The following is a 22,434-nucleotide window of genomic DNA, read 5'->3' on the forward strand; positions in this document are numbered from 1 at the left end:
GTGTCCTGATGCTGGCGTTCTGCCAGTTCTCCCCGTGGGGTGGACTTCAGCGGGTTTTCGGGTTGCATCCGGCGCTGCGCGCGGCGGGCGCCGGCCGGGCTGAGGAGGCCGCCGATCGCGGGGCCGGGGAGCCCGATCGCGGGGCCGGGGAGCCCGATCGCGCGGACGGTGACGACGGATGGCGCGGCTCGGTCGCGCTCGTGCTCGGCTCCGCGACCGGCGGCATCGGCCAGCACGTCGCGTCGGTCGCCCGGGGCCTGCTCGCCGCCGGCTGCGAGGTGCTGGTTTGCGGGCCGGCCGCCACCGACGAGCTGTTCGGGTTCAGCGCCCACGGCGCCCTCTTCATGCCGGTCGAGATCCCGGCCAACCCGGGCGCGCAGGACGCGGGCGCCATCCGCCGCATGCGGGCCGCTCTGGCCAGCCGGCCACTCGATGTGGTGCACGCGCACGGACTGCGGGCCGGTTTCGTGGTCGGGCTGGCCCGGCCCGGCGTGCCGCTGGTCGTCACCCTGCACAACACCGTCATGGCCAAGGGGCTGCGCGGGCAGGCCGGTGCCCTGGTCGAGCGGATCGTCGCGCGCAACGCCGGCCTGGTGCTCGGCGCCTCCGAAGACCTCGTCGACCGGGCCCGGCTGGTCGGCGCCCGGCACGCCCGGCTCGGTGCGGTCGCCGCGCCGGCGCTGGCCAGGCCGAAGCGCAGCCGGGCCGCGGTGCGGGCCGAGTTCCGGCTGCGCCCCGAGACCCCGCTGATCCTCTCGGTCGGCCGGCTGCATCCGCAGAAGCGGTACGACCTGCTGGTCACCGCCTCGGCCCGGTGGAGGGCGCTGACCCCGGCCCCGGTCGTGGTGATCGCCGGCTCCGGCCCGAGCTACATGTCGCTGGCCCAGCTGGCGTCCGAGCAGCATGCGCCGTTCTACCTGCTCGGTCGCCGGTCCGACGTGCCCGACCTGCTGCTCGGCGCCGACCTGGCCGTGATCACCTCCGACTGGGAAGCCCGGCAGCTCTTCGCGCAGGAGGCGCTGACCTCGGGCGTACCGCTGGTCGCGACCGCCGTCGGCGGTCTCCCGGGCCTGGTCGACGACGCTGCCGTGCTGATTCCGCCGGACGACGTCGACGCGCTCGACCGGGCGGTTCGCGACATGCTGGCCGATCCGCGGTTGCGGGCCGACTACGCGGCCCGCGGGCCGCGCAAGGCGGTCACCTGGCCGACCGAGAAGGACACGGTCGATGACGTACGCGCGGCATATGCGGAAGTGACAAGCCGTTGAGGCGCATGCCCTGGGGGCCGCCGGTGCTGGTGGTGCTCGCGGTGATCGCGAGCCTGGCCGGCCTGGCCGTCCACCCGGCGACCGTTCCGGCGCCGCCGACCGTCGACTACGTGATCGTGGCCGGGGCGGCCGGCCTGCGCTGGGAGGATCTCGACCCGCAGCGCACCCCCAACCTGTGGCGCGAGGCCACCGAGGGCTCGATCGGCTGGCTGTCGGTCAAGTCGGCGCAGCGGGTGACCTGCCCGGACGACGGCTGGCTGACGGTCGGCGCGGGCAACTACGCCGCCTGGCCGCCACTCAACCCGCTCGGCCCGTGCTCGCTCGACCCGCCGGCGATCACCCAGCCCGACCAGATCGGCGCCGACCTGACCGACCAGGCGCTGGCGGTGCGGGAAAACCAGGACCGTCTCTCGTTCGGGGCGGTCCCGGGCGCGCTGGCCGAGTCGGTGCGGTGCACCACCGCGTTCGGCCCGGGGGCGGCGCTCGCCGCGGCCCGGCCGTTCGGGCGCGTCGACAAATACCAGCCGGCGCTGACCGGGGACGTGAAGGGCCTGCTCAGCTCGTGCCCGATCAGCATGGTCGACCTGGGCACGATCACCGGCTCGGGCCCGGACCGCGAGGCCGCGGTCGAGCAGGCCGACGTGGCCATGGGCAAGGTGCTGGCGGCCCGGCCCGACCGGTCGCTGGTGCTGGTCGCCGGCGTCTCCGACACCGACCGCACGACCCGGCTGCACGTGGCGATCGCCGAGGGTACGGGCTGGGACGGCGGCTGGCTCACCTCGGCCGGCACCGGACGCGACGGCTATCTGCAACTGGTCGACCTGGCTCCGACCGTGCTGTCGGCGCTCGGCAAGGCGACGCCGGAGAAGCTGTTCGCCGGGCGGACGGCCACGATCGTCGACGGCAAGCCGGCCGATCTGGCCCAGGCCGTGCAGGGCAGTCACAACGCCGATCAGCGGGCGGGCGCCCAGCACGCGGTCGCCGAGATCTTCTTCACCGTGCTGTCGATCGTCCAGTTGCTGCTGTTCCTGCTCATCATGCCGGTGATGGGCCGGGCCCGGCGGCATGCCGGGCCGACCGGTCCGGCGCTGCCGCCGCCGCGCCTGGTGGCGGCGTTCGAGGTGGCGCTGATCGCGGCCGCGCTGGCCATTCCGGCCGCCCTGCTCGCCGACGCGTCGCCCTGGTGGCGGGCGCGGCATCCGGCCTGGTGGTTCGGTCTGGTGACGTTCGCGCTGGTCGCCCTCGGCACCGCGGCGGTCCGATTCGTCCCGCGCTACCACCGCACGCTGTGGCCGATCGGGGCGGTCGCGGCGATCGGCACCGTGGTCGTCGGCCTCGATCTGCTCACCGGCGCTCAGTTGCAGCTCAACGGCGTCGCCGGTTACTCGGCGATTCACGGCGCGCGCTACGCCGGGGTCGGCGGGGTCGGCCTCGGCGTCTTCGTCAGCGGCCTGCTCGTGGTTTCCGGCTGGGCCGCCCAGTGGGTCCGCAAGCCCTGGCGCCCGCTCGTCTTCGTGCTGTTCGGCGGCGTCGGCGTGGTCATGGTCGGCAGTCCGTTCCTGGGCGCCGATCCGGTCGGGGCGATCGCGGTGACCGCCGGGGTGTGCGTGGCCGCGGCGATCAGCACCGGCGGCTGGCTGACCTTCCCGCGCATCGCCTGGGCGACGCTGGCCGGCCTGGCCGTGACCATCGGCTTCGCGGTCGTCGATCTGCGCCGGCCGGCACTCGAGCAGGGGAGCCTGGGCCGGTTCCTGTCCGCGATCGCCGGCGGGACCGGCGGCCCGGCGGTGCAGCGGGCCGCCTCGTCCAACGGTCAGACCCTCCTGGAGAGCCCGCTGACGGTCCTGGCCGTCATGGGTGTCCTGATGCTGGCGTTCTGCCAGTTCTCCCCGTGGGGTGGACTTCAGCGGGTTTTCGGGTTGCATCCGGCGCTGCGCGCGGCGGGCGCCGGCACGACCGTCGCGACCCTGATCGCCGGGGCGCTGGGCGGGTCGGGGCTGACCGTGGCCGGTGCGGCGGCGGCCGCGACGGTGCCGACCGCGGTGCTGACCGCCCTGCGGGTGCTGCTGCACGCGGCCGACCGCACGCGGGCCTTCCCGCCTCCGGCCCCGCTGTCCGATCCCGACAAATCCGGCGAAGATCATCTCGCGACGCGCTGACACGCGCTCCGAGCAGCCCGAACGTCAGCCTCGCCGCGCAGGTGTTACGGTGGACTCCCGTGGATGGGGGCCCGCGCATTCGACGTTGGGTCCCGGCCGCATTTCTGTAACGGCGACCACGGGAGCACGGCGTTGGCCTCATCAGTGCGCGAGACGCGGCACATTTTCGTCACCGGGGGCGTCGCCTCCTCGCTGGGCAAGGGGCTCACCGCCTCGAGCCTCGGCAATCTCCTGACCGCGCGCGGACTGCGGGTCGTCATGCAGAAGCTCGACCCCTATCTCAACGTCGATCCGGGCACCATGAACCCGTTCCAGCACGGTGAGGTGTTCGTCACCGACGACGGCGCCGAGACCGACCTGGACGTCGGGCACTACGAGCGGTTCCTCGACCGGGCGCTGTCCGGCAAGGCGAACGTCACGACCGGCCAGGTCTACTCGGCCGTCATCGCCAAGGAGCGGCGCGGCGAATATCTCGGCGACACCGTGCAGGTCATCCCGCACGTGACGAACGAGATCAAGGAACGCATCTTCGCGATGGCCGACCCCGACGAGCTCGGGCGTACGCCCGACGTGGTGATCACCGAGGTCGGCGGCACGGTCGGCGACATGGAGTCGCTGCCCTTCCTGGAGGCGATCCGCCAGGTCCGCCACGAGGTCGGCCGCGACCGGGTCTTCTACCTGCACGTCTCGCTGGTGCCCTACCTGGCGCCGTCGGGCGAGCTCAAGACCAAGCCGACCCAGCACTCGGTGGCGGCGCTGCGCAACATCGGCATCCAGCCCGACGCGCTGGTCTGCCGCAGCGACCGTGAGATCCCCGAGAAGCTCAAGCACAAGCTCGCGCTCTACTGCGACGTCGACCGCGAGGCCGTGGTGGCCTGTCCGGACGCGCCGAGCATCTACGACATTCCCAAGGTGCTGCACCGGGAGGGCCTCGACGCGTACGTCGTACGCCGTCTCGGCCTCTCGTTCCGTGACGTCGACTGGTCCAACTGGGACGATCTGCTCCAGCGCGTGCACCACCCGAAGCGCACGATCACGATCGCGCTGGTCGGGAAGTATGTGGACCTGCCCGATGCGTACCTGTCGGTGAGCGAGGCGATCCGGGCCGCCGGCTTCGGCAACAACGTGCGGGTGCAGCTGCGCTGGGTTCCGAGCGACGACTGCGAGACCATGGCCGGCGCCGCCGCCGCGCTGAAGGGCGTCGACGGCATCGTCATTCCGGGCGGCTTCGGCGTACGCGGCATCGAAGGCAAGATCAACACGTCGCGGTACGCGCGGGAGAACCAGATCCCGATCCTCGGCATCTGCCTCGGCCTGCAGTGCATGACCATCGACGTGGCGCGTGACCTGGCCGGGCTCAGCGGGGCCAACTCGCTCGAGTTCGACGAGCGGGCGCCCTACCCGGTGATCTCCACGATGGCCGACCAGGAAGACATCGTGGCCGGCAAGGGCGACCTCGGCGGCACCATGCGCCTCGGTGCCTACCCGGCCGTGCTGGCTCCCGACTCGGTCGTCGCCTCGGTCTACGGCGAGACGGAGATCTCCGAGCGGCACCGCCACCGCTACGAGGTCAACAACGACTACCGGCGCAAGCTCACCGACGCCGGCCTGGTCTTCTCGGGCACCTCACCGGACGGCCGGCTGGTCGAGTTCATCGAGCTCGACCGCGAGACCCACCCCTATTTCGTGGCCACCCAGGCCCACCCGGAGCTCAAGAGCCGGCCGACCCGGCCGCATCCGCTGTTCGACGGGCTGGTGCGGGCCGCGGTCGACTACGCGTCGGCCGACGAGCTGCCGGTGGTGGCCTCGTGACCGCCTTCGCCCACGAGACCCTCGAGCGCACCACCCGCTACGCCGGGCCGATCTTCCAGGTCTACAGCGACGAAGTGACGATGGCCGACGGCCACACGGTAAAGCGCGACGTGGTCGAAAACCTGGGCGCGGTCGGGGTCGTCGCACTCGACGACGTCGACCGGGTCGTGCTGATCCGGCAGTACCGGCACGCGGTCGGGCAGCGGCTGTGGGAGCTGCCGGCCGGTCTGCGCGACGTCGACGGCGAGGCGCTGGTCCGCGGGGCGGCCCGCGAGCTGGCCGAGGAGGCCGACCTGATCGCCGGCCGCTACGACCTGCTGATCGACCTGCACACGTCGCCCGGCTTCAGCACCGAGGTCATCCGGCTGTTCCTGGCCCGTTCGCTGACCCCGGTGCCGTCCGGGGACCGCTTCGAGCGGGCCGACGAGGAGGCCGAGATCGAGGTCGCCTGGTTCGACCTCGACGAGGCGGTGGCCATGGTGTTCCGCGGTGAGATCACCAACGCGGCGGCGGTCGGCGGTCTGCTGGCGGCGGCCCGGGCGCGGGACGAGGGATGGGCGACGCTGCGGCCGGTCGACTGATTCACGTCACGGCCTGGGACGGCCCGGCTTCCGCGACGCCGGCCGTCCTGGTGCACGGGACGTTCTCGTGGGGGACGCTGACCTTCTCCGGGCAGCGTCCCCTCGCCGTTTCCCGGCGACTGCTGGTGCCCGACCGGCGCGGGTTCGGGGCCAGCCCGGGGAGTCACAGCGACTATGCGGTCGACGCCACCGACGTGGTCGGTCTGCTCGGCTCCGGTGCGCACCTGGTCGGGCACTCGTACGGCGGGACGGTGGCGATGCTGGCCGCCGCGGCCCGGCCCGAGCTGGTGCGGTCGCTGACGCTGATCGAACCGTGTGCGCACCAGGTCGCGGCCGATGTGCCGGTCGTGGCGGCGGCGATCGAGGACGGCCGGCGCTTCATGGAGTCGGCCCGGCGCGGGACGGCCGAGGAATACATCGCCACCGCGTACGGGGAAAGGCCGCGGCCGACGCCGGCCGCCTGGCTCTCCCGGGCCGCCTCGACCGCGCTGACCGAAAGACCGTGCTGGCTCGCCTCGCTGGCGACGGCACCGCTGCTCGCCGCGTCGTTTCCCAAGCTGGTGATCGTCGGTGGGTGGGAGACCGTGCCGCCGGGCTATCGGCCCGGGATGGCGCCGCTCATGCGGGCGGTCTGTTCACGCGTCGCCGAGCGGATCGGGGCCCGTCTGGCCGAGGTGCCGGGGGCGGCGCACGATGCGCAGCTGTCGCATCCGGAGGTGGTCAACTCGCTGCTGTCGGCTCTGTGGGCCAGTCGAGAAGAGTGAGCTGATCGGGCCTTGGGCGCGGCGGCATCTCGGGCGGGCCGGGCCAGTCGAGGGCCGGCCGGATGCCCGTGACGATCAGGTCGACGGGCTTCTGGGGATAGAGACCGGCCCGGACAGCCGAGAACATCAGGGTCTCCTCGCCGCAGCCCTGCCAAGGGCGGCAGAAGGCGGCGCCACCCCGGGTCACCCGCGGGCCGTCGCCGAGGTGGGGGACCGCGTCGTCGCCGACGTGGTGATATCCGGGACGGTAGGTGTCCGCGCACACCTCGGTCGCGCAGCCCACCGCGGCGAGCCCGAACGGGTTCTCGTGCCGGGGATCCAGGTCGGTCTCCTCGCGGGGCGCCATGTCTCCCCAATAGGTCAGCGTGGTGGTGCCGGCGCGGGCGACGCGCTCCCATTCGGCCTCGCTGGGCAGCCGGAACGGGAGGACGTCGAGCATCCGCTCCAGCACCTTTTCGCGATAGATGATCGCCGGTTCGTCGTCGGCGAACTCGATCTCGCCGTCGTCGTAGCCGGGCAGGAAATGGCGCGCCTGGGCGACCGTCAGCGGCTGCCGGGCCAGCAGGAAGGCCGGCACGGTGACCCAGTGGGCGGGCCGGCACTCGGCGGCCGTGTTCGGGTACCAGACGATTTCCGGGTCCTCGTCGTCGAGCATCGCGCCGACCGCTTCGAGTTCCTCGTCCGACAAGCCCATCCGGAAGTGACCGGCCGGGATCCGGCGGAAGACCACGCCCGAAGGCTCGTGCCGCCAGGCCGGTCGGCCGGTCACGACCGTCTCGATCAGCTCAGCCACGTCAGCATCGCCGCGATGAGGTCGGGGCCGGCGGCGGCGGTGCCGTGGTTGCCGGGGATCTCGGCGTAGGTGCCGTGCGGAAGGGCGTCGGCCAGCTGCCGGCCGGAGGCGGCGCGTTCGTCGTCGCGGCCGATCACGACGAGCGTCGGCGTGGTGATGCCCGGCAACGCCTCCACCGGCGTGGCGACCAGCGAGTCCAGAACGTGGACCAGTGCGTTCGGCTCGGCCACCCGCTTGCGGAACGCCGCGCCCGCCCCGCCGCCGATGCCCTGCACCTCCCGCAGGCCCTGGCCGCCGACGACCGCCCGCCGGGGCCGGGCTCCGCGCACCAGCATCCGCACCACGATGCGCGCGCCGAGCGAATAACCGCCGAGGTCGTAGTCGTCGAGACCCAGATGCTCGATCAGCGCGAGCCCGTCGTCGGCCAGCACATCGGGCGGGTAGAAGTCTTTGTCGAGCGGCTGGGCGCTGCTCCCGTGGCCCCGGAAGTCAGGGAGGACGACTCGGAACCCCGGGACGGGGGGCCACAGCGAGCCGTCGCCCGCGAAGCCGTGCAGCAGAACGAGAGGGCGGCCTTCACCCACCTCCCGATAGGCCAGACCAGGTCCGAAGAACGGCACGGACGGCAGCGTATACGGTGTCGCCGTGACCGACCTTCTGGGCCAGATCCGCGCCACCCCATGGCTTCTCGAGCTCCTCCGCGTCGAGTTCGACTTCGACCTCGGCCGCGTCGACCCGGTCGAGGAGGTGCACCTGCCCAACGGCGACCCGCTCACCCCGGTCGCCGGCGACTCGGGCGGCGGCAGCTTCCTGCTGACCCCGTCGGGTGCCGTCGTCTACGCCGGATCGGAGGGCGAGGGCGGCCTCATCGCGACGAACCTGCGGGACGCCCTGGCGCTCGTGGTCGGACTGCCGAGCCTGCACGACGCCCTGTCCCAGCCCGGCGACGAGGCGTGGCTGGCCGAGTGCGACGACGAGATCCGCGCGGAACAGCCCGATCTCGACGACAACCGCGCCCGCGCCCGGGACGCCCTGGGCCTGCCGCCGGCCGCGACCCTGCTCGACGCGCTGGTCAGCGCCGCCGCCGACGACAACTTCCGCCCGGTCAGCGAGCACGGCCCCTACGAGCCGATGCTGTCCTGACTCAGGAACGCCTCGATCTGAGCGGTCCCGTGCGTACGCCATCAAGCGTTGCCGAGACGCACAGCGTCCCCACGCTAGTCGGCTCGTAGGCGGCTCAAGGCCGCGGCCAGCCGGGTCAGCTCGCTGGGGGACAGGTCGGCCAGGGCGGCCGGAGGCTCGTCCATGATGTCGCGGGCGACGACCACCGCGGAGCGGCCGGCCTCGGTCAGGGTGACGACCTTGCGGCGGCGGTCGCCGGGGTCGGAGGCGCGGGTGGCGAGGCCGAGTTGTTCCAGCTGGTCGACGATGGCGGTGGCGTACGGCTTGTCGATGCGCTGGGCCTCGGCGATGTCGCTCAGCGAGTGCGGTCCCTCGCCGAGCATGAGCAGCACCTGCACCTTGCTGCGGCCCTTGGCGAGGCCGTCACCGAGAGCCTGGCGCAGCCGGTGGCGGGGGGAGTGGCGCTCGACGAAGTCGCGCATCAGTGCCCACACCTGGGCGGCGTCGTCGGTGGTCATCGTCGGAGGCTCGTCCTTCGCTGGCGCCGGCTGGTCGCAGCAGACTATCGCTACTGGTCACGGGCGCGGTCACTCCAGGCCGAACACGGTCGGCGATTCGGCGTCGCGTACGGAACAGCCGTGCGGGTGATGGCGGGACGGGCGCCGCAACAGACATCGACGGTTGTTGCTCGATGGGTGGCGTGGGGCATACCTTCTGGGAGCGCTCCCAAGTCCCTGGAAAGGACCCGTCATGAAGAGATGGCTCATCGCCGCCGCGGCCGGACTCGCGCTCCTCGCCACGCCGTTGCCGGCCGGCGCGCAGACGACCGCCGACCCGACGACACCGGTCACCGGCAACGCGACCTACTTCGACGGCCTCGGCTCCCCGTACGGCGGGTGCGGCCTGCCCCAAGGGCAGCTGGATTCCCAGAACTTCGTGGCCCTCAACGTCTACGACACCCCCGGGGACTACTCGTTCTATCCGCGGCCGCTGACCGGGGCCGACGTGAGCAAGATGGGCATGTGGAACAACGGCCTCAACTGTGGCCGCTGGGTGCAGGTCAGCATCGCCGACTACTGCACCGGGGTGAACGACGGCGCGCCCGGCCAGCCGTTCTGCCGCAACGGATCGTGGACGGCCGACCAGTACAACGGGGCCACCCTCAACATGCTGGTCGCCGACAGTTGCGGCGACTCCAACGGCTGGTGCCGCGACGACCCGTACCACCTCGACCTGGCCAAGGGGTCGCTCAACCAGTTCGCGAAGGACGGCGCCCCGGTCGGCGACATGTATCCGGACCACTGGAACAACCGCCACATCACGTGGAAGTTCATTCCGGCGCCCGCCTACACCGGTGACATCAAGATCGGATTCCTGCAGGGTGCCCAGGCGTACTGGCCGGCGATCGCGGTCAACCACCTGGCCAACGGCATCCACAGCGTCGAGTACCTCAACGGCGGCACCTGGCACACGGCCAAGATGAACAGCGACATGGGCCAGTCGTACATCATCGACGGGACGACCTCCGGGTCGACCCAGTTCCAGATCCGCGTACGCGACGTCACCGACCAACTGATCAACGGCGGCCGGGTCTATTCGTTCTCCCTGCCCGCGGGGTGCTCGTCGACGTGTTCGCAGGCCTACACCGACGCGAGTTATACGACCGGTGACGGGGGCGGCAGCCCGACGACCCCGCCGACAACCGGCCCGACGACCCCGCCGACAACCGGCCCGACGAGCCCGCCGACGACTGGTCCGACGACGCCGGCCGGCGGCTGCACGGCCGCGGTCACGGTGGCCAGTCAGTGGGGCGGCGGGTTCCAGGACAACGTGACCGTCACCGCGGGCAGCGCCGCGATCAAGGGCTGGTCGGTCAAGTGGACCTTCGCCAACGGTGAGACGGTCAGCCAGATGTGGAGCGCCGGCTATGCGGCCAGCGGCTCCACGGTCACCGCGTCCAACGTGTCGTGGAACGGCGCTCTCGCCGCCGGGGCGTCGACGAGTTTCGGCTTCACCGGTTCCGGCACGCCAGCCGCCGTCACCGCCCGCTGCACCGCGTCGTAAACAGTCGCCGGGCCTTGATCGTCCGGCGGGGCGCTCGCCCTGATCCGGCGTTGCGCCGGAATCAGATCCGCGGCTCGCCGGGCGGCTCCGCGAGCATTCAAGCCACGGATCCGTGTCGTCCCCGATCACTCACCGTGGATGGATGGTGGGGATTCAGGCCTGCGTCCGTGCGATCGGAACGACGTCGTCGGCACTGGCGAGCCACGAAGCGCGCCATGGGGTGGAGGTGTAGGGAGGGTTGTAAATGCCGTGCCTGGCCGGTCCCACGACGGCAGACTGGCGAGATGACCATCCCCCCGGCGGCGTTGACCGAGCATGATGACCGTTGGATACTGCCGTTCCGGGGGCTCACCGTTAGCCAGATCCAAGTCGACTTCGCGTTTGGATTGGTTTTCGACGACCTATGTGCCGTACGGATCAGCAACACGGCCACGCTGGGTTGGGTCAACGTTGCGGAAAAGCCCGAGAAGATCGTGCTGGACCCCGGACGTCAGGACGTTGCGGCGGCCCTCGTGCTTTTCAACGCCGAAGTAAAGTCAGCGGTTGCGTTCAAGTCAGGGGCGCTGCGCATCGTGTTCGGTGACGGTCATCTGCTCCAGGTTAAGTCGGACCCTGACTGCGAGGCATGGACCGTGACCGGACCAGACGGCATGCTGATGGTGAGCTTGCCGGGCAGCGGTCTTGCTGTTTGGCGTTCCCGGTCATAATCCAACCTCCTCTTTCGAGGAATCCGCGTACTCCGGGACGAAGTGCGGGTAGCTGCAGCGTCCGTGAGAAGGGATGACTGCCTTGGCTGCTGCGAGGCCGCCGTCCCATCCAATGATCAGGAGCTTGAGGCAGGGCTGTCGGTTGCCGTCCGTCGCTCCATCAAAGCGGGAGGAGCTCAGCAGAGGCGGCGGGCCAGGACCTGCTCGATCGCGGGCTTGAGAAAGGTGAGTGTCAGATCCGCCCGGCGGGCGGTCCACTGCTCGGTGGCTGGACCCGGGTTGCCGTAGCGGCGTTGCCTGATGTCGTCCACCACCTCCGGCGGGGCTTTCATGTCGGTGAGCACGCGGAGAGCCTCGGCTTTGGTGATCAGCTCGCCGTCCTGCAAGGTCACTGTTGCTCTGGCCAGAGTCAGTAGGCCGAGGTCGACCCAGATGTCGCGGGTATACCACTCGGGGTGGTCCAGAGACGGTTGCCAGAAGTTTTCCAGGTCGTCGACGATGAAGTCGGCGAGTTGTCGGTCGGTCACCGGTGGCAGGAGGGCTGCCGGCGGTCGGCCGTAGAGGACGGTCCCGAAGTTGTGCAGCTCGCGCCTGGTCACGGGGGTGACTGGCCGGCGCATGAGTTCCTCGTGGGCCCAGGTGAGGTGCGAGCGTGCCGGGTCATCCAGCTCGGTGGCCGCAAGATAGCTGCAGTGCAGCCTCGATGCGAAAGGGATGGCACTGCCCAGGTTCTCGTGCATTTCCCCGAGCCGCTGTTCCTCCTGTGTCGTGCACGGGCGGTCGAGGACGGCGATCAGGTCGAGGTCGCTGCGCCCGGGCTGGTAGTCACCGCCAGCGAGCGACCTGTGCGCCCACACCGAGACCAGCGGCAGAACTGCCTGGACGGTGCTGACGAACCGATCGAGGAGCTGGCCGGTGGCCTCATCTGTCATGTGGACAGTCTCGGTCACTTGCCGGGATGGCAAGCGTAAAGCTGTCGTGCTGAGGGTGAGCGGTTCATGCTCTTCTGCCGGGGCCGAGAGGAGTCCCACGACCTGTCGCCGTTGCCGGCCGGCGGAACCGCCTGCCTCCTGAAGGTGACCAGCCGCCCGGCGCAGGCCGGCAGACGATGTGGCGGGGCTGACGTCCGGATCGGCCGCACTTGACAACGATGTCGGCAGGGCCGAATCTGGGAGCGCTCCCATTCTCATCCCCGTCGATTGGTTAACGATGAGACCACGTACGTTATCCCTGGCCGCGACCGGTCTTCTGGTCGTCGCCGGGACGATGGCCACGACGTTGTCCCCGGCGTCCGCGGCCGCCGCCGGCTGTTCCGTCACCTATCAGGTCACCGGCAGCTGGCAGGGCGGCTTCCAGGGCGACATCGCGATCACCAACCTCGGTGACGCGCTCAGTTCCTGGTCGCTCGGCTTCGACTTCCCCACCTCGGCGCAGAAGGTCACCCAGGGCTGGGGCGCCGCCTTCAGCCAGTCCGGAGCCCACGTCACCGCGGCCAACGTGAGCTGGAACGGGGCGCTCGCTACCGGCGCCTCCACCTCGGTCGGCTTCCTCGGTTCGTGGTCGGGCACCAACCCGGTCCCGACGGCGTTCACGGTGAACGGGGTCGCCTGCAACGGGTCGACAACAACGACCCCGCCCACGACCCGGCCTACGACCCCGCCCACGAGCAACCCCACCACGCCGCCTCCCGCCAACGGCCCGGCTCCGGCTCTGCACGTGAGCGGCAACAAGCTGGTCGACAGCGCCGGTGCCCAGCACAAGCTGTACGGCGTGAACCGCTCCGGCGGCGAGTTCGCCTGCATCCAGGGCAACGGGTTCTGGGACGGCCCGATGGACCAGGCGTCGATCACCGCGATGCGCACCTGGAAGATCCGCGCGGTTCGTGTGCCACTGAACGAGGAGTGCTGGCTCGGCACCGCCGACGTCCCGGCGGCCTACGGTGGCACCGCCTATCAGAACCAGGTCAAGACGTACGTGAATCTGCTCGTGCAGAACGGCATCACGCCGATCGTCGAGATGCACTGGAACTACGGCCTCTACACCGGAAACTCGGCCGGCTGCAGCGACGTCAAGGCGACCTGCCAGAAACCGATGCCCGACGCGCAATACGCCCCGGGCTTCTGGACCGGCGTGGCCAACGCGTTCAAGGGCAACGATGCGGTCGTCTTCGACCTGTTCAACGAGCCCTACCCGGAGCGCGCCACCGGCGACGAGACGTCGGGCTGGAAATGCTGGCGCGACGGCGGCACCTGCAACGGCATCGGCTATCAGGTGGCCGGTTTCCAGACGCTGGTGAATTCGGTCCGCGCGACCGGCGCCACGAACGTCATCTTCATCGGCGGCCTGGCCTATTCGAACGACCTGACCCAGTGGCTGACCTACAAGCCGACCGACCCGAAGAACAACATCGCCGCGTTCGCGCACATCTACAACTTCAACACGTGCTCGAACACGTCGTGCTTCGACAGCCAGCTCGCCCCGGTCGCCCAGCAGGTTCCGCTGACGCTCACCGAGATCGGCGAGAACGACTGCGCTCACGGTTTCGTCGACACCCTGATGAACTGGGCCGACCAGCACGGCGTCGGCTATCTCGGGTGGACCTGGAACACGTGGGACTGCAGCACCGGACCGTCGCTCATCTCCAACTTCGACGGGACCGCCACGGCGTACGGTCAAGGGCTGAAGACGCACCTGGCGTCGGTTTCCAACTGACGGCTCGGGGGCGGGCCGGGCCCGCCCCCGAACCGAAGAACTGCTCAGGAAATCGGCCGCCGGGTCGGGACATTGACGGCGATCGTCTCCGGGTATTTCAGGCCGGCGCCGGTGTTGAGGACGACGACCTCGTCCGTACCGGAAAGGAAGCCGGACTCCCGCAGGTGCCGGGCCGCCGCGAAGCAGGCGGCGCCCTCCGGGCAGATGAAAGTGCCCTCGTCGGCGGCCAGCCGGCGCTGTTCGGCGAGAAGCGCCGAATCGCACCCCGCGACCGCGGTACCCGCGGTCGCCCGCACGGCCTGAAGGACGAGAAAGTCGCCCAGCGCTTTCGGTACGGTGATGCCGAAAGCGACCGTTTTCGCATCGGGGAATGGCGTGCTCTCCTCGGCCCCGGCATGGAAGGCCTCGACAATCGGCGCGCAACCCTCGGCCTGCACCGCGACCAGCCGCGGCATCTTGTCGCCCGCGACCAGTCCGAGCGCCCGCATCTCGCGCAGCGCCCGGTAGATGCCGATCAGCCCGACGCCGCCGCCGGCCGGGTAGAGGATCACGTCGGGCACCCGCCAGCCGAGCTGCTCCGCGATCTCGTAGCCCATCGTCTTCTTGCCCTCGATGCGGTAGGGCTCGCGCAGCGTGGAGACCTCCTGCACGCCCGGCCGGCTCTCGAGCTCCTGCTTGATCAGCTTCCCGGCGTCCCCGATCAGGCCGTCGACCAGGAACAGTTCGGCACCGACCGCCACCACCTCGTTACGGCAGATCGCCGGGGCGCCGACCGGCATGCCGATCAGGCACGACATGCCGGCCCGCGCGGCGTAGGCCGCCCACGCCGATCCGGCGTTGCCGTTGGTCGGCATCGCGACGCCGCGCACGCCCAACTCGGCGGCCCGGGACACGCCGACCGCGGCGCCGCGCGCCTTGAAAGTGCCGGTGGGAATCAGGCCTTCGTCCTTCATCAGCAGCTTCGGTACGCCGATCCGCGCGCCATAACGCGGCAGCGGCAGCAGCGGCGTCATGCCCTCGCCGAGCGTGACGATGTTCGCCGGGTCCCGCACCGGCAGCATCTCGTGGTAGCGCCACAGCGTCGGCGCCCGCCCGGCGATCGCCTCCCGGGTCAGCGTCCGGCCGGCCAGCTCGAGGTCGTATTCGACGAGCAGCGGGGCGCCGGCCTCGCTCACACCCTGAACCTGGTCGGCGTCGTATCGGGTGCCGGTGCGCGAGCAGACGAGGTGACTCAGGGCCGAGTAGGACATGCTGATCATCCTTCCAGATCGCCGGCCGCCGCTCGCTTGGTCGCACCTGCATGGGCTCTCGCCGGAATCGACCCTGCTTCCGGGGGCCGTCGTCTTGTGGCTCATCGTCGCGACGGCCGGCGGTTTCAGGCCAGCCGCGCCAGTGGCCGGCGCATCGTGTCGGCTTCCGAACTGTCCTCGTAGTCGAGGCGGGCCTCGAACGTGCTGTCGTGGTAGACCACCGAGAGCCCGACGATCGCGGTGGGCACCTGGGGGTTGTCGCCGACCGCGGCCATGCAGTCGAAGGTGCCGACGCCGGGATAGGCGTCCGGCGGAGCCTTGCCGAACAGGTGGGCGACCGGACTGATGTCGAGCACGCGGCACTTGTCGGCCGGTTTGTGGTAGCTGACCCGCAGGCCGGCGATCAACACGGCGAAGCCGCCGGCGATCACCAGGGCGGTGACGGCCAGGCCGACCACGGCCGGCCAGAGGCGAGGGCGGCGGCGGGTCACGGAAGGATCCCAGGTCACGGTCGCTGCGTCGATCACCGCCGACACCGTACGGGGTGAGCACGGAGCTCGCTGCCCCGATTGCTGTGACGGTCGCCAACGCCCGGGAAAGTGTCAGCCGTCGGCGGTAGTCTGCGGCCGAGAAGGTTCTTACTCAGCGTTGAGAAAGGACGGTGTCGGCGGTGCGCGTCGGCATTCCCAGCGAGATCAAGAACAACGAGTTCCGGGTCGCGATCACTCCGGCCGGGGTCTACGAGTTCGTCCGGGCCGGGCACGAGGTCTTCGTGCAGTCGGGCGCCGGAACCGGGTCGTCGATCACCGACGGCGACTATCAGGCGGCCGGGGCGACGATCCTGGCCGGGGCCGACGACGTGTGGGCCACCGGCGAGCTCATCCTCAAGGTCAAGGAGCCGATCGCGGAGGAATATCCGCGCATGCGGCCGGGCCAGGTCCTCTTCACCTATCTGCACCTCGCCGCGTCCAAGGAGTGCACCGACGCGCTGATCGACCGCAAGGTCACCGGCATCGCCTACGAGACGGTCGAACTGCCCGACCGGGCGCTGCCCCTGCTCGCCCCGATGTCCGAGGTCGCCGGGCGGCTCGCCCCGCAGGTCGGGTCCTACCATCTGATGCGCTCGGGCGGCGGGCGCGGCGTGCTGATGGGCGGCGTCCCCGGTGTCTACGCGGCCAAGGTGGTGGTGATCGGGGCCGGCGTCTCGGGCATGAACGCGGCCGCGATCGCGCTCGGCATGCAGGCCGAGGTGCTGGTGCTCGACCGCAACATCGCCAAGCTGCGGGCGGCCGACGCCGACTACCGCGGCCACCTGCAGACGGTGGCCTCCAACGCCTACGAGATCGAGAAGGCGGTGCTCGACGCCGACCTGGTCATCGGGGCCGTGCTGGTGCCCGGGGCGAAGGCGCCCAACCTCATCTCGAACGAGTTGGTCAGCCGGATGAAACCGGGCAGCGTGCTGGTCGACATCGCGATCGACCAGGGCGGCTGCTTCGAAGACTCGCGGCCCACGACCCACGCCGACCCGGTCTACCCAGTACACGGGTCGATGTTCTACTGCGTGGCCAACATGCCCGGCGCGGTGCCCCACACCAGCACGTACGCGCTGACCAACGTCACCCTGCCGTACGCTCTCGAGCTGGCCAACCTGGGCTGGCGGGCCGCGCTGCGGGCCGACCCGGCGCTCGCCCTCGGGCTCAACACCTTCGACGGCCACGTCGTCTACGGCCCGGTCGCGGCGGCGCACGGCATGTCCACCTTGCCGCTGACCGAGGTGCTGAGCTGATTCTCGAGCGTGCCATCGACTCCTACCTCGATCATCTGAGTGTCGAGCGTGGGCTGTCCCGTAACACCCTCGCTTCCTACCGGCGCGACCTGGAGAGATATTCGGAGGCGCTGACCGCGGCCGGGATCGCCGACCTGGCCGCGGTGCGCTCGGCCGACGTCACCGCCCACCTGGCCGGGCTGCGGGCCGGCGGGCTCGCCTCGGCGTCGGCCGCCCGGGCGATCAGCGCGGTCCGCGGCCTGCACCGGTTCGCGACCCGCGAGGGCCTGGTCGCGGCCGACGTGGCGGCCGACGTCAAGCCGCCCGCGCCACCCCGGCGGCTGCCCAAGGCCCTCGACGTCGACCAGGTCACGCGGCTGCTCGACGTCGCCGACGACACCCCGCTCGGGCTGCGCGACAAGGCGCTGCTCGAATTCCTGTACGGCACCGGCGCGCGCATCTCCGAGGCGGTCGGCGCGGCGATCGACGACCTCGACCTGACCGGCGACCCGGCCGCCGTTCTGCACGGCAAAGGCGGTCGCACCCGTCTGGTGCCGGTGGGCGGTTACGCCAAGTCGGCGCTGGAGGCTTACCTCGTACGCGGAAGGCCGGCCCTCGCGGCCAAGGGTCGCGGCACGCCGGCCGTGTTCCTCAATGCCCGCGGAGGGTCCTTGTCCAGGCAGAGTGCGTGGACGATCCTGCATCGGGCGGCCGCCGCGGCCGGGTTGCCGGTCGAGGGACCGCACGCGGTGAGCCCGCACACGCTACGCCATTCCTACGCCACCCACCTGCTCGACGGGGGCGCCGACGTGCGGGTCGTGCAGGAACTTCTCGGGCACGCCTCGGTCACGACCACGCAGGTGTACACCTTGGTCACTGTTGATCGGCTCCGCGAGGTCTACGCGACCGCGCACCCGCGGGCTCGTTAAAGCTGCGCACCCATAGATGACGACACGCCGACAGCTGACCCCGATCGTGCGCTCGGCGTGGCGTAGAGTCGGGCTTCGGCTCCGGCTTTGAGTCGGAAGGGGGGCGAGGGCCGTGTCAGACAACGATTCGCGTGCTGAGGCCTGGACCTCGACGCTGCGTGAGCAGCAGGGTTCGCTCGACCTCGGCGCCGATCTCGGTCCCGCCGACCCGACGGCCTACACGATGCGCCGGCCCATCCCCGAGCCGATGCCGACCGACCGGCACGGGCCCGCCCGCATCATCGCCCTGGCCAACCAGAAGGGCGGGGTCGGCAAGACCACCACGACGATCAACCTCGGGGCCGCCCTCGCGGAGTATGGCCGCAAGGTCCTCCTGGTCGACTTCGACCCCCAGGGCGCCTGCTCGGTCGGTCTCGGTGTCAACCCGCACAACCTCGACCTGAGCATCTACAACCTGCTCATGCAGGACGACGTCGTCGCCGAAGACGTGATCATCAAGACCGACGTGGCCGGCCTGCACCTGCTGCCGGCCAACATCGACCTCTCGGCGGCCGAGATCCAGCTGGTCAACGAGGTCGCCCGCGAGATGGCGCTGGCCCGGGTGCTGCGCACGGTCCGCAAGGAATACGACTTCATCCTGATCGACTGCCAGCCCTCGCTCGGCCTGCTCGCGATCAACGCGCTGACCATCGCGCACGGCGTGCTCATCCCGCTGGAGTGCGAGTTCTTCTCGCTGCGCGGCGTGGCCCTGCTGCTCGACACCATCGACAAGGTCCGCGAGCGGCTCAACTTCGACCTCGAGCTCGAAGGCATCCTCGCCACGATGTACGACTCGCGCACCACGCACTGCCGGCAGGTGCTGCAGCGGGTGGTCGAGGCGTTCGGCGACAAGGTCTACCAGACGGTCATCACCAAGACGGTGAAGTTCCCCGAGTCCACCGTGGCCGGGGCGCCCATCACCTCGCTCGACCCGGCCTCCTCCGGAGCCCGCAACTATCGCCAGCTGGCCCGCGAGGTCATCGCGGCCAAGGAAGAACGCGGCTGACCCTCCCGTGCTTTACTCCCTCGGCCACCCGGTGGCCTTCGCTTCGCTGGTCATTTCCTTCCTGCTCGGACTCGTGCTGCGCGCCGTCGCCGTACGCCTGTCGGCCCGCACCCTCGGCCTGGCCGACCGCAGCGAGTCGATCATGCCGCGCCTCCGCGAAGACGTAGACCCGTTCGGCGCGGTCGCCGCGGCCCTCGGCGGCATGGGCTGGGGCAAAGCGCTGTCGGTCGACGACATTCCGCGCTGGCGGGGCCGCGGCCGAGCGGTGATCGTGTTCGCCGCCGGCCCGCTGACCTGCATCGTCATCGCCCAGGTGTTCCTCGCCGCGACGGTCCTGTCCTACCCGAACGGCATCCTGTCCTACGCCAACGTCTCCGACGTCATGCTGGCCGGCTACGACAACACGGTCGGCTACGGCGAGCAGGTGCTGCTGACACTCGGTGTCGGATTGCTGACGTTCGGGCTGCTCGCGCTGATCCCGATCCCGCCCCTCGACGGCTTCGGCATCCTCTACAGCGCGCTGCCCCGCCCGGGCGCCGGCATGCAGTGGATGCGGCTCTGGTTCGAACAGAAGAACATCGGCGTGGTCGTGCTGCTCGCGCTGTGCCTGTTCCCGTTCGGGGCGCCCTTCCTCCTGATCATCCTCAACATCCTGGGCCTGCCGTTCCTGGCCGCCTGGTCGTAACCTCCGATCTTGGCAGCCGTTGACACCTGCGCGCGCAGAGGCCGTCGGAGGTGCCAGTGTTGAGCCCGGAGCAGGTTGTCAGACCCGTGGTCTACGGTCAGCAGGTGCCTGAAGAAGTTGCGCCCCTGGTCGACGCCGCCCTCGAATCAGTCGAGACCGGCGGCTTCAAGGTGCGGCTCGACAACTTCGAAGGCCCGTTCGACCTGCTGCTCCAGCTGATCGGCAAACACAAGCTCGACGTCACCGAGGTGGCGTTGCACCAGGTCACCGACGACTTCATCGCCTACATCCGGGCCATGGGCGACGAGTGGGACCTCGGCGAGGCCAGCGAATTCCTGCTCGTCGCGGCCACCCTGCTCGACCTCAAAGCGGCCCGGCTGCTGCCCTCGGCCGAGGTGGAAGACGAAGAAGACCTCGCCCTGCTCGAAGCCCGCGACCTGCTGTTCGCCCGGCTCCTGCAATACAAGGCGTTCAAAGAGGCGGCGGCCTTCATCTCCGAACTCGAAGGCACCGGCGCCAAACGCTGGCCGCGAGCGGTGTCGATGGAGCCGCGCTACGCCGAGGCGCTGCCCGACCTGGTGCTCGGCATCGGCCCGGAGCGGCTGTTCAAACTGGCGCTCAAACAGTTCACGCCCAAGCCAGGCCCGCCACAGGTCTCGATCTCCCACATCCACCAGATGCGGGTCTCGGTCCCCGAACACGCCCGCCTGCTCCGGGAAAGGTTGCGGCGGGCCGGCAGCGCCACGTTCTCCCTGCTCGTGGCCGACTGCGAAAACACGCTCGAAGTGGTGGCCCGGTTCCTGGCGCTGCTCGAGCTCTACCGCCAAAACCTGATTGACTTCGAGCAGCCGGTCTCCCTCGACGAGCTGACGGTCCGCTGGATCGGCGGCGACGAGGCGGCCGACGAGCTCGAAATCGACGACTACGAGGGCACCCGCCCCGACCCCGACGCCCCGCCCGCCGAGTCAGTCACCGACGCCGACCTGACCGACGGCGAACTGGTCATCGACGACGACCCGGACGACGACGAGCTGGCCGACGGCGGTGAGCCGGTTGCCGTCGGCGGCCTGGGTGATGACGGCGAGTTGGCGGGTGGCGGTGAGCTGGTTGTCGTCGGCGGGCTGGGTGATGACGGCGAGTTGGCGGGTGGCGGTGAGCTGGCTGGCGCCGGCGAGCTCGGCGGTGAGGGCGAGCCCGGCAGTGAGGGCGAGTTGGCGGGTGACGCGGAGCTGGGTGTCGTCGGCGAGCCGGTCGATGACGCCGAGCCCGGCGATGACGGCGAGTTGGCAGATGACCTCACAGATGACGGAGCGCTCACAGGTGACGCAGCGCTGCCGGGTGACGGTGAGCCCGTGGACGGCGGCGGGGTCGGGGATTCCGGCTGGGCGCCCGACGTGGATTTGCAGGCCAGGGCGGTCGGCGACGAGGATCGCTTGATCGCCGGGTCTGGCGGTGGTGAACCGGCGGCTGCGGAGGAGATCGGCGAGAGCGGCCAGGGGCCGGAGACCGATTTCGATGGGAGCGAAGGCGAGCCCGGGGCCGAGAACGACTCGGCCGATCGGGGCCGTAGGCCGCTCGGAGTCGACGGCGGCGAGGAGCCGGCTGCTGAGGGCGGCGGGGCGACTGCCGTTGCCGGCTGGGATGAGAACAACGCTGGGTCGGCCGGCGAGGCCGTGGTGGAGGAACAACCGTGAGCAACGACGAGCGCCCCGATTCCCTTGCCGCGCAGGCGGCTGCCTGGGTGCCGCCGTGGGAGAGGCCACGGGCTGAGCCTGACCGGACCTACCAGGCTGCCCACCGGGCCGCAGACGGCGCCGAGCCCGAGGCCGAGGGCGAGGCCGGCGATGCGCGGGACGGCGATGTGCGCGACGGCGATGTGCGCGACGGTGACGCGCGCGACGGCGATTTGCGCGACGGCGGCGATTTGCGCGACGGCGGTGTGCGTGGCGGCGAGGCCGTGGGCGACGATTCGCGGGACGGTGACGCGCCGGATGGCGGCGTGCCGGGCGCCGACGTGCGCGATGGTGGCGGGGTTTCGGCGGCTGGGGCGGTTGAAGCTGAGGTTGAGGCTTCGGTGCGGGCTGAGCAGGTTGCCGCGGTCGAGGCGCGCGCCGATGAGCTTGGCGATGATGCTGAACGGGAGCTTGTTGGGGAGCGGGCTTCGGCGCTGGCGGGGCACGACGATCGAGACGGTGGGGCGGGCCGGCCGGATGACGATGAGGACCGCTCCGGTGCCGGGTTGTCGGATGACGATGACGACTTCGACACGGCGTTTGAGGGGGTTAACCCGCCGGGCTACGGGGTTCCCGAGTCGCCGGAGCCGGGTGCGCCGGGGGAATCCGGTCGGGCGGTTGTCGACGAGCCTCGGGAGCTGACGGGCGGGGGCGAAGCCGCGCCGACCGACGTGCAGCTGGGCGGTGAGGTGCCGCTGCCGGGGGCGATCGAGGAAGCGGCCGAGGCGGGCGAGGACGACGGCGGCGCGCCGGTTGATGCTCCGCTGCCGCCCGACGGTGACGACGCGGGCGATGTGTTCGACGCGGCGGCCGACGATGACGTGGCCGACGACGGTGAGGTCGACCTGCCGTTTTCCGAGGTTGTGCCGGATGGCGACGATGACGAGGACGCTGCGTTCGAAGCTGATGAGGCGGAGTTCCGGGCGGGGTCCGAGTTCGGCGTGCCGGCTGGGACGGGTGACGGGGCCGGGGCTGACGGCCAGGAGCCGGCCGGCGTTGGGGCTGGGCTGGGTGATGACGGTTCGGGCGACGAGCAGGGCTCGGC

General features: G+C 70.7%; 19 protein-coding genes and 2 pseudogenes. 15 read left to right on the plus strand and 6 right to left on the minus strand.

Annotated elements, in window-relative coordinates:
- Nucleotides 1-5: 5 nt before the first annotated feature.
- The 5 genes from AB0M88_RS39725 (at nt 6) to AB0M88_RS39745 (ending at nt 6,584) form a co-directional block, all read left to right on the plus strand.
- The gene (locus tag AB0M88_RS39725; RefSeq protein ID WP_364111044.1) at nt 6-1,268 is read left to right on the plus strand and encodes a glycosyltransferase family 4 protein; all 1,263 of its coding nucleotides are present in this window, start codon (nt 6-8) and stop codon (nt 1,266-1,268) included.
- A 5-nt stretch (nt 1,269-1,273) separates the two neighbouring features.
- Complete coding sequence (locus AB0M88_RS39730; protein WP_364111016.1) at nt 1,274-3,427, plus strand: hypothetical protein; 2,154 nt, start codon at nt 1,274-1,276, stop codon at nt 3,425-3,427.
- A 132-nt stretch (nt 3,428-3,559) separates the two neighbouring features.
- Complete coding sequence (locus tag AB0M88_RS39735; protein ID WP_364111017.1) at nt 3,560-5,239, plus strand: CTP synthase; 1,680 nt, start codon at nt 3,560-3,562, stop codon at nt 5,237-5,239.
- Nucleotides 5,236-5,820 carry an NUDIX hydrolase gene (locus AB0M88_RS39740; RefSeq protein WP_364111018.1) on the plus strand — a complete coding sequence of 195 codons (585 nt, stop codon included), beginning with the start codon at nt 5,236-5,238 and terminating at the stop codon, nt 5,818-5,820. The genes AB0M88_RS39735 and AB0M88_RS39740 overlap by 4 nt, the downstream gene beginning before the upstream one ends.
- The gene (locus AB0M88_RS39745) at nt 5,793-6,584 is read left to right on the plus strand and encodes an alpha/beta hydrolase (RefSeq protein ID WP_364111019.1); all 792 of its coding nucleotides are present in this window, start codon (nt 5,793-5,795) and stop codon (nt 6,582-6,584) included. Before AB0M88_RS39740 ends, AB0M88_RS39745 begins: the two co-directional genes overlap by 28 nt.
- On the opposite strand, the gene AB0M88_RS39750 is transcribed toward AB0M88_RS39745, so the two are convergent.
- Nucleotides 6,541-7,377 (minus strand): hypothetical protein, encoded by an 837-nt coding sequence (locus tag AB0M88_RS39750; RefSeq protein ID WP_364111020.1) that lies wholly within the window; start codon nt 7,375-7,377, stop codon nt 6,541-6,543. The two genes, AB0M88_RS39745 and AB0M88_RS39750, sit on opposite strands and share 44 nt — an antisense overlap.
- On the minus strand, nt 7,365-7,997 hold the full coding sequence (locus AB0M88_RS39755) for an alpha/beta fold hydrolase (RefSeq protein ID WP_364111021.1): 633 nt from the start codon (nt 7,995-7,997) through the stop codon (nt 7,365-7,367). Before AB0M88_RS39755 ends, AB0M88_RS39750 begins: the two co-directional genes overlap by 13 nt.
- A gap of 25 nt (nt 7,998-8,022) precedes the next feature.
- Between AB0M88_RS39755 and AB0M88_RS39760 the strand changes: the two genes are divergently transcribed.
- Entirely contained in the window at nt 8,023-8,520 is a 498-nt protein-coding gene (locus AB0M88_RS39760) for a hypothetical protein (RefSeq protein WP_364111022.1), read from the plus strand.
- A 74-nt stretch (nt 8,521-8,594) separates the two neighbouring features.
- Here AB0M88_RS39760 and AB0M88_RS39765 read toward each other — a convergent pair whose 3' ends face one another.
- On the minus strand, nt 8,595-9,017 hold the full coding sequence (locus AB0M88_RS39765; RefSeq protein WP_364111023.1) for a MarR family transcriptional regulator: 423 nt from the start codon (nt 9,015-9,017) through the stop codon (nt 8,595-8,597).
- A gap of 232 nt (nt 9,018-9,249) precedes the next feature.
- On the opposite strand from AB0M88_RS39765, the gene AB0M88_RS39770 reads away from it, so the two are divergent.
- A complete protein-coding gene (locus AB0M88_RS39770; protein WP_364111024.1) occupies nt 9,250-10,563 on the plus strand; it encodes a cellulose binding domain-containing protein in 1,314 nt (437 codons plus the stop codon).
- Between the two features lie 284 nt (nt 10,564-10,847).
- The gene (locus tag AB0M88_RS39775) at nt 10,848-11,270 is read left to right on the plus strand and encodes a DUF6188 family protein (protein WP_364111025.1); all 423 of its coding nucleotides are present in this window, start codon (nt 10,848-10,850) and stop codon (nt 11,268-11,270) included.
- 176 nt (nt 11,271-11,446) lie between these two features.
- Here the strand turns inward: AB0M88_RS39775 and AB0M88_RS39780 are convergent, their stop codons facing one another.
- A complete protein-coding gene (locus tag AB0M88_RS39780; protein WP_364111026.1) occupies nt 11,447-12,202 on the minus strand; it encodes an aminoglycoside adenylyltransferase domain-containing protein in 756 nt (251 codons plus the stop codon).
- Between the two features lie 277 nt (nt 12,203-12,479).
- Here AB0M88_RS39780 and AB0M88_RS39785 point away from each other — a divergent pair, with 277 nt between their 5' ends.
- Nucleotides 12,480-13,982 (plus strand): cellulose binding domain-containing protein, encoded by a 1,503-nt coding sequence (locus AB0M88_RS39785; RefSeq protein WP_364111027.1) that lies wholly within the window; start codon nt 12,480-12,482, stop codon nt 13,980-13,982.
- Between the two features lie 44 nt (nt 13,983-14,026).
- Here the strand turns inward: AB0M88_RS39785 and AB0M88_RS39790 are convergent, their stop codons facing one another.
- Nucleotides 14,027-15,232 (minus strand): threonine synthase, encoded by a 1,206-nt coding sequence (locus tag AB0M88_RS39790; protein ID WP_364111028.1) that lies wholly within the window; start codon nt 15,230-15,232, stop codon nt 14,027-14,029.
- A 125-nt stretch (nt 15,233-15,357) separates the two neighbouring features.
- On the minus strand, nt 15,358-15,759 hold the full coding sequence (locus AB0M88_RS39795; protein ID WP_364111029.1) for a hypothetical protein: 402 nt from the start codon (nt 15,757-15,759) through the stop codon (nt 15,358-15,360).
- A gap of 143 nt (nt 15,760-15,902) precedes the next feature.
- Between AB0M88_RS39795 and ald the strand changes: the two genes are divergently transcribed.
- The 6 genes and pseudogenes from ald to AB0M88_RS39825 all read left to right on the plus strand — a co-directional run.
- A complete protein-coding gene (ald, locus tag AB0M88_RS39800) occupies nt 15,903-17,018 on the plus strand; it encodes an alanine dehydrogenase (protein ID WP_364111030.1) in 1,116 nt (371 codons plus the stop codon).
- A complete protein-coding gene (locus AB0M88_RS39805; protein WP_364111045.1) occupies nt 17,015-17,926 on the plus strand; it encodes a site-specific tyrosine recombinase XerD in 912 nt (303 codons plus the stop codon). The genes ald and AB0M88_RS39805 overlap by 4 nt, the downstream gene beginning before the upstream one ends.
- Nucleotides 17,927-18,038: 112 nt before the next feature.
- Nucleotides 18,039-18,971 carry an AAA family ATPase gene (locus tag AB0M88_RS39810; protein ID WP_364111031.1) on the plus strand — a complete coding sequence of 311 codons (933 nt, stop codon included), beginning with the start codon at nt 18,039-18,041 and terminating at the stop codon, nt 18,969-18,971.
- Between the two features lie 7 nt (nt 18,972-18,978).
- Nucleotides 18,979-19,656, plus strand: a complete 678-nt coding sequence (locus AB0M88_RS39815) for a hypothetical protein (protein WP_364111032.1) — start codon at nt 18,979-18,981, stop codon at nt 19,654-19,656.
- 104 nt (nt 19,657-19,760) lie between these two features.
- Nucleotides 19,761-20,582: pseudogene (locus tag AB0M88_RS39820) on the plus strand (segregation/condensation protein A); the annotation flags it as partial.
- 764 nt (nt 20,583-21,346) lie between these two features.
- Nucleotides 21,347-22,434: pseudogene (locus AB0M88_RS39825) on the plus strand (hypothetical protein); the annotation flags it as partial.

The organism is Actinoplanes sp. NPDC051411, assembly GCF_040682075.1.
Taxonomy (GTDB): domain Bacteria; phylum Actinomycetota; class Actinomycetes; order Mycobacteriales; family Micromonosporaceae; genus Actinoplanes.